At 62.4% G+C, this 14,233-nt stretch carries 8 protein-coding genes; all 8 read left to right on the forward strand.

The genetic code is table 11. The features are described from left to right. Positions 1-17: 17 nt before the first annotated feature. The 8 genes from O4U47_RS10415 (at position 18) to O4U47_RS10455 (ending at position 14,146) form a co-directional block, all read left to right on the forward strand. On the forward strand, positions 18-6,668 hold the full coding sequence (locus tag O4U47_RS10415) for an RHS repeat-associated core domain-containing protein (protein ID WP_270677535.1): 6,651 nt from the start codon (positions 18-20) through the stop codon (positions 6,666-6,668). Beyond that, positions 6,665-7,264, forward strand: a complete 600-nt coding sequence (locus tag O4U47_RS10420) for a hypothetical protein (protein ID WP_270677537.1) — start codon at positions 6,665-6,667, stop codon at positions 7,262-7,264. The genes O4U47_RS10415 and O4U47_RS10420 overlap by 4 nt, the downstream gene beginning before the upstream one ends. 174 nt (positions 7,265-7,438) lie before the next feature. Further along, a complete protein-coding gene (locus tag O4U47_RS10425) occupies positions 7,439-8,896 on the forward strand; it encodes an RHS repeat-associated core domain-containing protein (protein WP_270677538.1) in 1,458 nt (485 codons plus the stop codon). 17 nt (positions 8,897-8,913) lie between these two features. Further along, the gene (locus O4U47_RS10430; RefSeq protein WP_270677540.1) at positions 8,914-9,468 is read left to right on the forward strand and encodes a hypothetical protein; all 555 of its coding nucleotides are present in this window, start codon (positions 8,914-8,916) and stop codon (positions 9,466-9,468) included. Between the two features lie 382 nt (positions 9,469-9,850). After that, positions 9,851-11,074 carry an RHS repeat-associated core domain-containing protein gene (locus O4U47_RS10440; RefSeq protein ID WP_270677542.1) on the forward strand — a complete coding sequence of 408 codons (1,224 nt, stop codon included), beginning with the start codon at positions 9,851-9,853 and terminating at the stop codon, positions 11,072-11,074. Positions 11,075-11,974: 900 nt separating this feature from the next. Then, entirely contained in the window at positions 11,975-12,487 is a 513-nt protein-coding gene (locus tag O4U47_RS10445; protein WP_270677543.1) for a hypothetical protein, read from the forward strand. A gap of 175 nt (positions 12,488-12,662) precedes the next feature. Then, positions 12,663-13,100, forward strand: coding sequence for a hypothetical protein (locus tag O4U47_RS10450; protein ID WP_270677544.1), 438 nt, complete (start codon positions 12,663-12,665; stop codon positions 13,098-13,100). A gap of 605 nt (positions 13,101-13,705) precedes the next feature. Then, positions 13,706-14,146, forward strand: a complete 441-nt coding sequence (locus O4U47_RS10455) for a hypothetical protein (protein ID WP_270677545.1) — start codon at positions 13,706-13,708, stop codon at positions 14,144-14,146. Positions 14,147-14,233: the final 87 nt, after the last annotated feature.

Raw genomic sequence — 14,233 nt, forward strand, 5'->3', positions numbered from 1 at the left:
CGGGGTGGAGGCAAAAAGTGTCCAATCCCCCCGAGAGCGCGAACGCGACCACGTCCGCCGACGCCACGGGCGCCCGGCGGCGAGGAACGATCTCCCGGCTCGGAGTCAAGGCCACGGCGATGGTTCTCGTGGCCGGCTCGCTGTTCGCGGTACCCGCGTCGGCATTGATGTTCAACGACCGGCCCGGTGTCGAGGACGACCGGTCCATCGACGGCCGTGCCGCCGTTCAAGAGGCCATTGCTCAGGACGACACCGTGGACAAGGCGGCGGTGACCGGACTCGACGCGGCTGAGTGGCCAGAGCCGGAGAGCGTGGCGCTCGCGCTCGACGGGCGGCAGGAGATGCGTTCCTTCAGCGCCCCCGCCGACGGTGAACAGCAGGAGGAAGGCGAGGGGAAGGCGGTGAGCCTCGGGCCGGTCGAGGCTTCGGAAGCCGACAAGTGGGAGTCGCCGCTCAAGGGGGCCGGGGCCGAGAAGGAGGCCGACCGGGTCAGTGAGCGCCGGTTCCCCAGCGAGCCGCAGGAGCCGGATCCCGGTGTCTCGTCCAGCCCGGCCCCGTCGCTCGAGCCCTCCACCAGCCCCTCCCCACAGGACGAAGGACAAGAAGGGACACCCGCTCCCGAGCAGAGGGAAGACGGGGATGACGAGTCCACCGAGGAAGAACGGCCTCAGGAGGAACCGACCGAGGAGGGACAGGAACAGGCCCAGGCCCCGGAAAACCTCGAAGCCGCCGAGCTGGAAGTCCTCAGCCGCGAACAGGCCGACTCCCGCGGCGTGGACGGCCTCCTGCTGCGCCTCAAGCGCACCGACGGCGGCAGCGAGCACGCCCCCGTCCGGGTCGAGGTCGACTACTCCGACTTCGCCACCGCCTTCGGCGGTGACTACGGCAGTCGGCTGGAGCTCACCGCGCTCGACGCGTGCGGCGAAGGCGCCGATCCCGACTGCGTCGCCACCGTCGACCTGGACTCCGAGAACGACACCGAGGCCCAGACCCTGAGCGCCGTCGCCCCGGCTACCTCGGGGGAGGGCACCCTGCTGGCCGCGACCGCCGATGCGACCAGCAACGGCGGCGACGGCGACTACTCGGCCACCAAGCTCCAGGCCTCCTCCGAGTGGAACGTGGGGCCGCAGACCGGCGGGTTCACCTGGTCCTACCCGGTCAGCACGCCCCCGGTGGCCTCTGGCCTGACCCCCGACATCGCCCTGGGCTACTCCTCGCAGAGCGTGGACGGGCGCACCGCCTCCTCCAACAACCAGACCTCCTGGGTCGGCGAGGGCTTCGATTACCACCCCGGCTACATCGAGCGCCGCTACAAGCTGTGCCAGGAGGACGGGCACGAGGTCGCCGACCAGTGCTGGGAGCGCGAGAACGCCACCCTGTCGCTGAACGGCATGTCCTCGGAGCTGATCATCGACTCCGAGGGCGAGTGGCACCTCAAGAACGACGACGGCTCCAGGATCGAGAAGCTCACCGGCGCGAAGAACGGCGACGACGACGGCGAGTACTGGAAGCTCACCACCCCCGACGGCACCCAGTACCACTTCGGCCGCAACCGCCTGCCCGGCTACACCAGCGGCGACGGGGAGACCGACTCGGCCTGGACCCAGCCCGTCTACGGCGACGACTCGGGCGAGCCCTGCAACGCCACCACCTTCGCCGACTCCTGGTGCCAGCAGGCCTACAAGTGGAACCTCGACTACGTCGAGGATGCCCACGGCAACGCCATGGCCTTCTACTACGACGTTGAAGGCAATCACTACGGGCGCAACCTGGAGTCCACCGCCACCCCCTACGACCGGGCTGGATACCTCAAGCGCATCGAGTACGGGCTGCGTTCGGACGACGTGTACGGCACCGCTCCGGCCAAGGTCGAGTTCGGCGTGTCCGAGCGCTGCCTGCCCACCGACTCCTTCTCCTGCGACCCCGACGACCGGACCGAAGACAACGCCGACCACTGGCCCGACGTGCCCATCGACCGCGAATGCGGATCGGGGGAGGACTGCACGGGCAACCACTCCCCGGCGTTCTTCTCCACCAAGAAGCTCGACAGCATCACCACCAAGGCCCACGATGGCGACGGCTACGCCACCATCGACTCCTTCGAGCTGGAGCACAAGTACCCCGATCCCGGCGACGGCACCGACCCGGCCCTGTGGCTGGACTCCATCACCCACACCGGCCACACCGGTAGCGGCGACCCGCAGGCCTACCCCTCGGTGACCTTCGGCGGCACCCCGATGGTCAACCGGGTCGACGCCACCACCGACGGCCTGGCCGAGATGTACAAGTGGCGCGTCACCGCCATCTACACCGAGACCGGCGGGCAGGTCGACGTCTCCTACTCGCAACCGGAGTGCACGGCCGGCGAGACACCGAAGCCGCACGAGAACACCAAGGCGTGCTACCCGGTGATCTGGACCCCCGAGGGCGAGGAAGAGCTCACCGACTGGTTCCACAAGTACACCGTCACCCAGGTCGCCGAGATCGACCTGGTCGGTGACCAGCCCGATGTCCTCACCTCCTATGACTACGTGGGCGACGCGGCCTGGGCGCACGCGAAACCTAACGGCTTCACCCCTGAGGAGAACCAGACCTGGTCGGTCTTCCGCGGCTATGAGACCGTCAAGGTCCGCACCGGCCACCCGGACGCGACGCAGACGGAGGAGGAGTACCTCTACTACCGGGGCATGGACGGCGACGAGCTGCCCGACGGCGGTGAGCGGTCGGTGACCATCACCGACACCGAAGGCAACGAGGTCACCGACGACGAGCAGTTCAACGGCCAGACTCGCGAGGTCATCACCCGCAACGGCCCCGACGGCGCGGTGGTGTCCAAGACCATCAGCGAGCCCTGGAAGAAGAAGACCGCCGAGCGCGAGTACTCCTGGGGCACCCTCCAGGCCCACATCATCAAGACCAAGTCCAGTGAGGCCTACACCGCCCTGGGCAAGGACGGCGCGGACGGCTGGCGCACCACCCGCACCACCAACACATTCGATGACCGCGGGTACGTCGTCGAGACCCACGACGAGGGCGACACCAGCGACCCGGGCGATGACCGTTGCACGCTGACCACGTACAACCGCAACACCGATGCCTGGATCATGAAGACGGTCTCGCGGGTGCAGACGCTCGACGTGGCCTGCGCCGATGCCGACACCGCCGAAAAGCCCGGCGACGTGATCAGCGACGTGCGCACGCACTTCGACGGCAAGGCCTACGGCGAAGCGCCCACGGCGGGCCTGCCGACCACCAGTGAGCGTGTCGATGACTACGCGGACGGCACGCCGCAGTACCAGGTGACCGAAGAGACGACCTACGACTCCTACGGGCGTGCGCTCACGTCGACCGACGCGCTCGGCAACACGGCGACCACCGAGTACACGTCGAACGTGGCAGGAGGAGCCCCGGCCACCACGACGGTGACGAACGCGCTCGGGCACACGAAGAAGACCGAGCACGACCTGCGCGGGAACCCTGTCGCAGAGATCGACGCGAACGGCAACCGCGCGGATCTCACCTATGACGCCTTCGGGCGGCTCACCCAGGTCTGGCTGCCGGACCGGCCCAAGGCCAACAATCCGCGCCCGAGCATGGCCTTCGAGTACCACGTGGCCAAGGACGCGCCGGCGCAAGTGGTCACCAAGACCCTCAACGCCAGCGCCGACTACGTCACCTCGTACGAGATCTACGATGGCCTGCTCCGCAAGCGTCAGACGCAGTCGCCAGCGACCGACGGAGGGCGCCGGATCACCGACGTGTTCCACGACAGCCGTGGCAACACGGTGATCGAGCGCGACACGTATTACAACGAACAGGAGCCCTCCGGGGACCTGTTCATCGTCAACAACCACGACGAGATCCCCCGCCAGACCGAGACCAAGTACGACGGTGCCGGGCGGGTCACGGCCTCGGTGCACGTCGCCCGTGGCGAAGAGCAGTGGCGCACCAGCACCGGGTACCTGGGGGACCGCACTCTCGTGACCGAGCCCGAAGGCGGCACGGGCACGACCACACTCACCGACGCGCGCGGCCGAACGACCGAGAAGCGCACCCACCACGGCCGCGAGCCGATCGGTGAGTACGACGCCACCACCTACACCTACGCCAAGAACGACGAGATCGCCTCGATCACCGATCCCGGCGGCAACACCTGGGAGTACACCTACGACCTTGCTGGCCGAAAGATCGAGGAGGTCGATCCCGACACCGGTCGGACCACCTTCACCTATGACGCGGCCGATCGGCTGGTGACCACGACTGACGCGCGGGGGCGCACCCTTTACACCGGCTACGACGCGCTGGGCCGGGAGACCGAGCGCCGCGACGACGGCCCGGACGGGGCACTGCGCGCGGAGTGGACCTACGACACCGTGGCCAAGGGACAGCCCGCTTCCTCCACCCGCTACGTCGACGGTGACGCCTACACGTCGGAGATCGTGAGCTACGACCGGATGAACCGGGTGGAGGAGAAGAAGATCTCCATCCCGGAATCCGAGGAAGGGCTCGCCGGAAGCTACTCCTACGAGTACACCTACAACGGCGACGGCAGCCGGAAATCGATGATCGTCCCCGAGGTCGGCGACCTTGAAAAGGAGAGGGTCGGCTACAGGTACGACGACATCGGACAGGAGGTCGCGCTCGACGGCACCGATGCCGGATTCCAGCAGCGGATGATCAAGGAGACCATCTACTCCAAGACGGGCAATCTCCTCCAGCGGGAGTTCACCCGCGGAACGAGCGGATCCGAGGAGACGTGGGTCACCCGCGATTACGACGAGGCGACCGACCGTCTGGCCGAGGCGAGCATGGTCCACGAGGTCGGTGCGGGGTCCCTGACCACGCAGTCCTACGACTACAACGACGCGGGCAACATCCTGTCCATCCGCGATGAGCCCACGGACGAGGAGCGGCCTTCGGATGTGCAGTGTTTCCAGTACGACCACCTGCAGCGCCTGAGCGAGGCCTGGACCCCGAACGCCACGGGCGAGAGCGCCTGTTCTCAGACCCCGAGCACCGACACCCTCGGCGGCGCGGCGCCCTACTGGGATTCCTACACCTACGACGGGGCCGGGAACCGGGTCAGCGAGACGAAGCGCACGCCGGGCGGGAGTACCGACCGGGCGTACACCGGAACGGCGGAGGCCGGGGGCCCGGGGCACGGCGTGGCCCGGGTCGACCAGAGCGGCCATGGGGGCGAGAGCGTCTCGACGTATGAGTACGACGAGGCGGGCAACATGGTGCGCCGCAACTCTGAGGACGGCGACCAGCAGCTGACGTGGGACGCCGAGGGCAATCTCGCCGGTGTCACGGGTGGTGCGGCCGAGACGGACTACGTCTACGACGCCGACGGGGAGCGGTTGATCCGCCGCCAGGGGGCGGAATGGACGCTGTACCTGCCGGGCCAGGAGGTCACCTGGACGGCCGGCGAGGACACGACCGAGGCGACGCGGTATTACGAGCACGCCGGTGAAACGGTGGCGGTGCGGGACGGCGAGGGCTTGTACTGGCTGTTCTCCGATCACAACGGTTCTTCGCAGCTCGCGGTGGATGCGCGGACCGGTGAGACGGTGCAGCGGCGGTACACGCCCTTTGGTGAGCTGCGCTCGTCCTCGGCGAGCTGGCCGGGGGACAAGGGGTATGTCGGCGGAACGGTCGATGAGGCGACGGGCCTGACCCAGTTGGGGGCGCGGGCCTATGATGCGTCGATCGGCCGGTTCATCTCGGTGGACCCGCTGATGATGCCCGGGAGTTCGGAGTCGATGAACGGGTACGCGTACGCGCACAACAGCCCGCTTGCGCTCCACGACGCCAGTGGTCTTGCGGCGGCATGCTCGCCTTCGGACGGTGTGTGTGTGGGCGGCAGTCGGACGACGGTGATCGGCAAGTCGAAGTCGAAGAAGGGCACGACCACGACGCGGATCACGTACAACACCGCGGTGAGGACTTCCAGCGGGCGGCCGTATGTGTCCTACTACGGAAGGACGACCAGGAACTACCGCTCGGGCCAGATTACACGCACGAGTTACTCCGGTTCGGGCAGCGTCAGTCGGGTCAGCTACTCGGCTCCGGTGCCAGTCGACCCTTACGACAACACCTCTTATGAGCAGGATCCGGTGTCGTCTGCGCTGGATACGGCAAAGGAGTGGGGGTCGGCAGCTTGGGACGCCACGAAGAGCGGGGCATCAGCTGCCTGGGATTGGACCAAGGACAACTGGGAGAATATCGCCACGGTAGGAGTCATGGGAGTTTGCATTGCGACTACGGCCGGCGCGTGTCTTCTCGCCGGTGGAGCGCTGGTGGCCGCTCAAGCGCTGGTCGATGTAAATAAGAACGGATGGAGCGGGGCCTCGTGGGGGAGGCATGCCACCAACGCTGCACTTGTCGGGGGTGGCGGGGTATTCGCCAAGTGGGCGATGAGCGGGAGAGTTGTGACTACGCGAGGTTGGAAGGATTTCATGACGAAATTTCCTCACGAAAAGATGACCAGGTTCGACCCGAATGCCTACACGAGGTATCTCGAAGCGAACAGAAAGGTGTACGGCAATTCGATTCCTGCCGGAAAGCCGATTGTTACCCCACGGCACCCCGGGCAGACGACCTTTAATATGGGGGTCAATGCCGGGTCGTGGACGATCGGGCAGTCTGGTTCCGAGGTGCTCACATGAATCTCCGGGAGGGAAAATGTGCGAGCACCTTTCCATGTAGGCAAAAAGGGAAAGTTCTGCGCAACTGGTATACTGCAACTTTTGCTTTGTTGGTTGGGGGAGGTGTGTATGTTGCGAGTACATGGCTGACATCGCGCATGAAAAATGCTGAAAATGTTATCCTTGAGCTCCTCCTTGCCCCTCTCTTCGGCGTCGTGTTCCTTGTCTTTTCCCTTCTGGTCGGATATTTCACGCAAGTGACTGTGACGCCCGGCGGATTTCTAGTGACAAATTTCTTAGTGAAGCATGCTATCCCGTTTGGCTATGTCAAGTCTCTTGGCCCCGTGGATGATATGTACATCGATATCCAGGGTGGTGAGCGGGTGGGTATGGTGATTATGGCCAATTCCCTTGTGGGGATGTTGGCTGGGCAGCCGACCAATACGAAGGCCAGGAGGCGGCTCCAGGAGGCGCTCGATTCGGCCCCTCCAGACAGAGAGGATGCGGGGGTTCCGCACAAGCATGTCTGGTTCCCCTGGAAGTTCACGCTGGCGGCATACGTCCTGAGCGTTCTCGTCGCCGGTACCGTCTACAGCATCACTGGTGGCGTCGACTGATCTCCTCCCCTACAAGCTGCTCCAGGCCCTCATAGATTCGGAAGGGCTGCATGCTGGGACTCCTACACCTACGACGGGGCCGGGAACCGGGTCAGCGAGACGAAGCGCACGCCGGGCGGGAGTACCGACCGGGCGTACACCGGAACGGCGGAGGCCGGGGGCCCGGGGCACGGCGTGGCCCGGGTCGACCAGAGCGGCCATGGGGGCGAGAGCGTCTCGACGTATGAGTACGACGAGGCGGGCAACATGGTGCGCCGCAACTCTGAGGACGGCGACCAGCAGCTGACGTGGGACGCCGAGGGCAACCTGGCCGGTGTCACGGGTGGTGCGGCCGAGACGGACTACGTCTACGACGCCGACGGGGAGCGGTTGATCCGCCGCCAGGGGGCGGAATGGACGCTGTACCTGCCGGGCCAGGAGGTCACCTGGACGGCCGGCGAGGACACGACCGAGGCGACGCGGTATTACGAGCACGCCGGTGAAACGGTGGCGGTGCGGGACGGCGAGGGCTTGTACTGGCTGTTCTCCGATCACAACGGTTCTTCGCAGCTCGCGGTGGATGCGCGGACCGGTGAGACGGTGCAGCGGCGGTACACGCCCTTTGGTGAGCTGCGCTCGTCCTCGGCGAGCTGGCCGGGGGACAAGGGGTATGTCGGCGGAACGGTCGATGAGGCGACGGGCCTGACCCAGTTGGGGGCGCGGGCCTATGACGCGTCGATCGGCCGGTTCATCTCGGTGGACCCGTTGATGAAGGCTGATGATTCTCAGCAGATGCACGGCTATGCCTACGCCAACAACAGTCCGGTCGCCTCCAGCGATGCCTCGGGCCTGCTGATGATGGGCCCGGGCGGATGCGGGTGCACGAGCCCGAGTAAGCCGAGCGGCCATCCCACCAGCCGAAGGGACTCCGGGTACAGCGTGCCGCAGGGGAACCATGACCTCAGGCAGCGCAGGCAGGAGTTGATGTGGATCCAGCAGGGGCGCAACGTCTCGCGGATGCGCCAGGGCAGTGGGGTGTACCAGCGGCCGTACTTCCAGGACTCCCGGAGCTCGTTCTACACGGGAGCACGAGGGTCGGCCCCCGCACCCACCTATATCGATCCCTATGACAACGACTCTCACAGACAGAGTGCTAGCGAGAAGGCACAGCAGCAAGCCGAAAGCGATCAGAACTGGGCTGAGTCGGCCTGGGACTGGACAGTTGACAACTGGGGCACCATTTCGACATGGGCGGGGATCGGGGCGTTTGGCGTCTGCGTATTCGTCTCTGCAGGGGCATGTGCGGTAGCGGGAGGTGTACTCTGGGGGGCGAATATCTTTATGGATGGCGCTAAGAATAATTGGGATGGTGGCAAGATGAATTGGAAAAAGCACGCTGTCGACGGCGCGCTCTATGCATCCGGGGTAGGGGCTGCGAGGGTAGCTGCTGGCTCCGTGAGGGGGATGTTTTCCTCCCCCAGGGTGAAGCCGTTCTGGGATCAGAATCCCAGGTCCGGTAACCCGCAACGCAGAGAAGGGTTCTGGGGTGTATCCCCAGAGTCTGCGCGAACCCAGACTCGCGCAAATTACATGGATAATGCCCGGGACGGAATGATATACAATGGCCATGGTCTGTACACTAGTGGGCTATAAGGGTGAGGGATATTGAAGTGAAGAAGAGGCTGGGGAACCCCTATTCACTGGCATTTGCGGTCGTGGCATGCACGGCTCTGTCGTTACTGGCTGCACTTGCAATGATGGCTGAGGGTGATAAATGGCTGGAAGCCGACTGGAGTGGAAAGCTGATTGCTCCAATCGTTATTGGGGCGGTCTGGTGGTGGTCATTGAAAATGGCGTGGCTGTCTCGCGTCGAACTGGAAGACGGGTGTGTCGTTGTTCGTAATTTTTTGAAGAGAGTTGCAGCGCCCGCATATATGGTGAGCCGGGTTTCTGCGCACGACGGTGTTCGGATCATCCTGAGCGACAAGCAAGTTCTATGGTGCATGCCGCTGACTTCGTCTCTTATTGGAGATATTTTTGGAAATAAAGTAAATCTACGCTGCGCCGAAGAGGTTGAGAGGTATGTAAAGACGAATAGGAGGGAAAGTCGAAAGAGGGGGGGCGAAAAAGAGATATCTCTTGATTTGAATCTAGGCGTACTTCTTTTTGCAATTACATTTTCCGGTGCTTCGTGTTGGGTGATTGCAACTTTATCTACTCTCTGAAGGAGGGGATAGTGTTTCCCGGAAGGGGGCGGTGTGAACGCTGCGCCCGTCGGGGGTGGCGCGGTGTTTGCCAAGTGGGCGATATGACGAGTCCGGGAACCAGGTCTGCGAGACCAAGCGCACGCCGGGCGGGACGACCGATCGTGCGTACACCGGCACGGCGGAGACCGGCGGCCCGGGGCACGGCGTGGCACAGGTCGATCAGAACGGCCATGAGGGCGAGAGCGTCTCGACGTACGAGTACGACGAGGCGGGCAACATGGTGCGCCGCAACTCCGAGGACGGCGACTAGGAGCTGACCTGGGACGCCGAGGGCAATCTGAAGAGTGTCACGGGCGAAGCGGCTCAGACGGACTACGTCTACGACGCCGACGGGGAGCGGTTGATTCGCCGCGAGGGGCCGGAGTGGACCCTGTACCTGCCTGGCCAGGAGGTGACCTGGACCGCTGGTGACGAGACGGCTGAGGCGACCCGCTACTACGAGCACGCCGGCGAAACGGTCGCGGTTCGCGATGGGGAAGGGTTGTATTGGCTGTTCTCCGACCACAACGGTTCTTCCCAGATCGCGCTCGATGCTCGGACCGGCGAGACGGTACAGCGAAGATTCTCCCCCTTCGGTGAGCTGCGCTCGTCGTCGGCGAGCTGGCCGGGGGAGAAGGGGTTCGTCGGCGGGACGATCGATGAGGCGACGGGCCTGACCCAGTTGGGGGCGCGGGCCTATGATGCGTCGATCGGCCGGTTCATCTCGGTGGACCCGTTGATGAAGGCTGATGATTCTCAGCAGATGCACGGCTATTCCTATGCCAACAGCAGTCCGGTCGCCTCCAGCGATGCCTCGGGCTTGCTGATGATCGGTCCGGGCGGGTGCGGGTGCACATCGAGTCCTCCGCAGGGGATCAACGACCTCACCCAGATCAAGCAGGAGGCGATGTGGACCCAGCAGGGCCGCGATGTGGCGAAGATGCGCCAGGGCAGTGGGGTGTACCAGCGGCCGTACTACCAGAACTCCAGAAGCACGTTCTACACCGGCGTGACTGCCGCGCCTGCACCGACCTATGACCCCTACGACAACAACTCCGGCGAGAAGTCGCTGGGTGAGGCTGCCATAGACAAGGCGGCGAGTTGGGCGAGCGAACGCTGGGGAAGCTGGGACTCAGACCAAGGGTTCATGGATAACCTGAAAGGGCTGAACTGGGTAAACATCCTCGGTGATGCAGCGCTTGTCGGCGGGTTGCTTTGCGCTGTTTGCGCCGGAGTAGCAGCAGGGGTGAGCGCGGGTCTGGGTGCCTACAAGATTGTGAAAGGAAATGCAAAAGACGGAATCTGGGACATGGTGGGAGCGTTGCCGTTTGGCGTTGGAAGAATCTCTAAAGTGGTAACGCGAGGGAAGATCAGAGGAGCGGCTAAGGAATATTTCGACTACAAGTCGATCAAGAAGAAGAAAGGGAGCAAGGCCGTCCGTGACAGGTTTGATTCTCTGCAAAGTCAGATCGGGGGCATGCGGGGCCGGGATTTCGTAATTCAGGATACGATGAACTTGGCAGGTGACGTGCATGCTGGTGTCAGTGCAGCACGTACGGTGCAGGATCCGTCTTGGGGGTGGTGAGACTTTCATGTTGGATGACGGGTCTGATGCGCAGAAGGGTAAATCTCTTTTCGGTCATATTGTGTTCGGCTATGGAAGAGTTCGATGGATGGAGTGGCTCCTGGCAGTGTGTTTTCCCTGTCTGCGAAAAACGATCACCCTTGTGGTGTCAGAAAGAAGAAAGGTTAGGAGTGGACGTCGGAATGCATGGAGTGTGATGCAGTGGAATTTTGTCGATGGTTGGGTGAGTGTCGCGTATATGGTCCCGGTTGGGGTCGTCGCCGAAGTGGTATCGCGGGTGAACCCTGACTGGGGGAAAATCGCCTACTTCATCGCTGGGCTCATCGCTTTTCCGGCAGCGATATCCGGCCTCCTTGGAATTATTGAATCCGTGCGAGGGCAGATAGTCGGAGCGCTCCGACGATGGTCACATGAGATGCGTGTGCTACCGCTGCTCGCGTGGAGGATAGTGCATGGTGCAGCGACTGTGGGTGGGTGCTAGCTACCTACAATTATGAGTTATAGTTTTAAGTCGTTTCCCTACGATTTTTCGGTCATGTGTAACGGTAGGTAATTGTTCGGGTAGTGGCTGGAAGTCGGGGAATATCTGATTAGCCTGATGCGGGTTTGAGAAATGTGGGAATAATTTCAAGGAAGCAATCTGTAGGCAACCCGTTCGCTGCGGTCTTTGCTTGGGAAAGAATTTTGCCGGTAATGCAGTTGGCGCATCCTTGGCGGGTGGAGTGTCGCAGAGGCAATGGGTCTAACCGAATCCCTGGACCCCGTTTCGACGACTCGAATCGGGGCCCAAATTTGTTTTGCACTTTCACTTATCGTCGAAGAAGGGGGTGTTGCGTGCGCAAAGGTAATTGGAATCGGGATAAGTGTTCGAAGTCTCCGGCGAGGCCTGTAAGGAGATGGGTGTTCTCGTCTTCGTTGCTTCTGGCCATGGTCTTGGTGTTCCTTGGTTGGATGTTGGCGGCCTTTGTAATCCATGAGAGTGGAAGGCCTATTGAGTTTCTTGGCCCAGGCACTGTTTTTGGTGGAATATTTATAGCGATCTGGATTATGGGAATTCATTCGAAGGTGGCATTGACAAAATCAAGTGTCAAAATCACAAATGTTTTTAAAGAGGTGGAGATTCCGTGGGGGGAGATCGTTTCGGCCTCCGATCCAACTACTAGACAATTTCGGATTGAAGTTAGGAATGGAACTTGCTATGAGTCGTTGCAGTATGGCGGTTCCTTCATTGGAGAGATTTTTAAATACCCCACTCATCGACGCGCAGTTGAGAGGGTCGAGTGTTTTTGCGAATACGAGAAAAACGGAAACGAGGGTATTGTCGAGCGGGTGAATTTACCGCTCTATTGGCTCGCCAGTCTCGTATTTATTGCCTATTCTCCTATCTGGTTTTTGTATTTGCCGGCTAGTTAGTGTCGGAGGTGGCGACTTGAGTCCCCCTGGGAAGTTTTGCCTAAATAGATTTCCGTGCACGCAACAGGGGAAAGTGTTGCGTAATTGGTATACCGCGACCTTTGCGCTGCTGTCCGGCGGTGGAGTATATGTCGCATTCACATGGCTGACGTCGCGGATGAAAAATGCAGAGAACGTGCTCTTCGAGTTGTTTGTTCTCCCGGTGGTCGGGGTCGGTTTCCTTGTTTTTGCTCTCATGATTGGATTTTTCTCTCGAGTCGTCGTGACATCAAACGGGATCGTCGTTGTCAATTTTTTGGTGAAGCATGTCATCCCGTTCGGCTATGTCAGGTCTTTGGGGCCGGTGGACGATATGTACATCGGTGTCCAGGGTGGTGAGCGGGTGGGTATGGTGATTATGGCCAATTCCCTTGTGGGGATGTTGGCTGGTCAACCGACCAATACGAAAGCCAGGAGGCGGCTCCAGGAGGCGATTGATTCGGCCTCTCCCAATCAGGACGCCGGGGCGCCGCACAAACATCTCTGGTTCCCCTGGAAGTTCACGCTTGCGGCATACACTCTGAGTGTCCTCGTCGCCGGTACCATCTACAGCATCACTGGTGGCGTCGACTGATCTCCTCCCCTACATGCTGCTCCAGGCCCTCATAGATTCCAATGGGGCGATTACGCAATTCAATAATCGCATTGAGGGTCCCGGCGCAGCGCGGCTGCTCGCAGCGTCACTGATGGCGTCAGCTGACTCCTCCTCTATACGGCAGATCCGCTTAAGCCTGTATATGGAGGCCGATCTATGGAGCAAGGAGTGCGATGGAAGAGTGGTCTCTCGATGAACTGGGGTCCGAAAATACTCCAGAATGGATTGTAGGAGTCTTGATTCCTCCGGCTATGGCAGGTGTCATGTTCTTTGGGGGGATTCTCTTCGTGGTGAATGCCGAGTGATCGAATGAACTCACCGGTGAAGATGGGGCGACGCGCGGCTTCGAGGCCCTCGGCTTGAGTGCCGCCGAGTCGGAGGTCGACCTGGTGGGCGGCTGGACCGGGCAGGTCAGGGTGCTCCTCTATGCGGCGCTTGGTTACCGCGTCATGGAACGTCGACTCTACGGGAGTTGATCGAGGTGTTTTGTGGACTCAAATAGGAAGATCCTTCGCAGCAGGCCCACGTATGTCATCGGAGTGGTCCTCGCCTGCGGGACTCTCTGCTTCTGTGGAATCATGCTGGTGGAGACGAGAGTGAGTGGGCACGCGTCGCTGGGGAACGCGTTGTTCATCTCCGTCTTCACGGCGGTCGCGATGTGGTTCATCACGAAGATGCTGGTCCTGCCCAGGTTCGAGTTGTGGGACGACGAGGTGCGGATCTACAACCTCCTATCCGTCGCCCACATCCCGCGTGGGGCGATCGAGGCCGTCGGCAACCTCTCCCGGCCTACAGTGCTGGTCGTCGGAGGCAAGGAGTACTGGAGCGCGCACCTGACCCCGTCGCTCATCGGGGCGCTGACCGGGTACCCGACGCACAAGCGCGTCCTCGACGAGCTGGTGCGGTACTCCGCGAACACCCGTGGAGACAAGGCCGTCGGGGCGGAAGTGCGTGTCCGGCCCTACCTCGGTCTCCGGATCCTCATCCCGACGTTCGCCGGGTTCTTCCTCGGTGTGATGCTCTGAGCCGATTTCGCCTAGGGCGTGTTTCTCGGAGGCTTTTCGATCAGCGAGCGGCCGTCCCGGGCGGCGCTCGCAAGACGGGGCGCGAAG

It is taken from the genome of Nocardiopsis suaedae, from assembly GCF_027706745.1.
Lineage (GTDB): Bacteria > Actinomycetota > Actinomycetes > Streptosporangiales > Streptosporangiaceae > Nocardiopsis_A > Nocardiopsis_A suaedae.

Excerpts from the sequence above, each read along its gene's own strand:
- O4U47_RS10420 (WP_270677537.1), top strand. The coding sequence starts at position 6,665 with ATGAATCTCCGGGAGGGAAAATGTGCGAGCACCTTTCCATGTAGGCAA.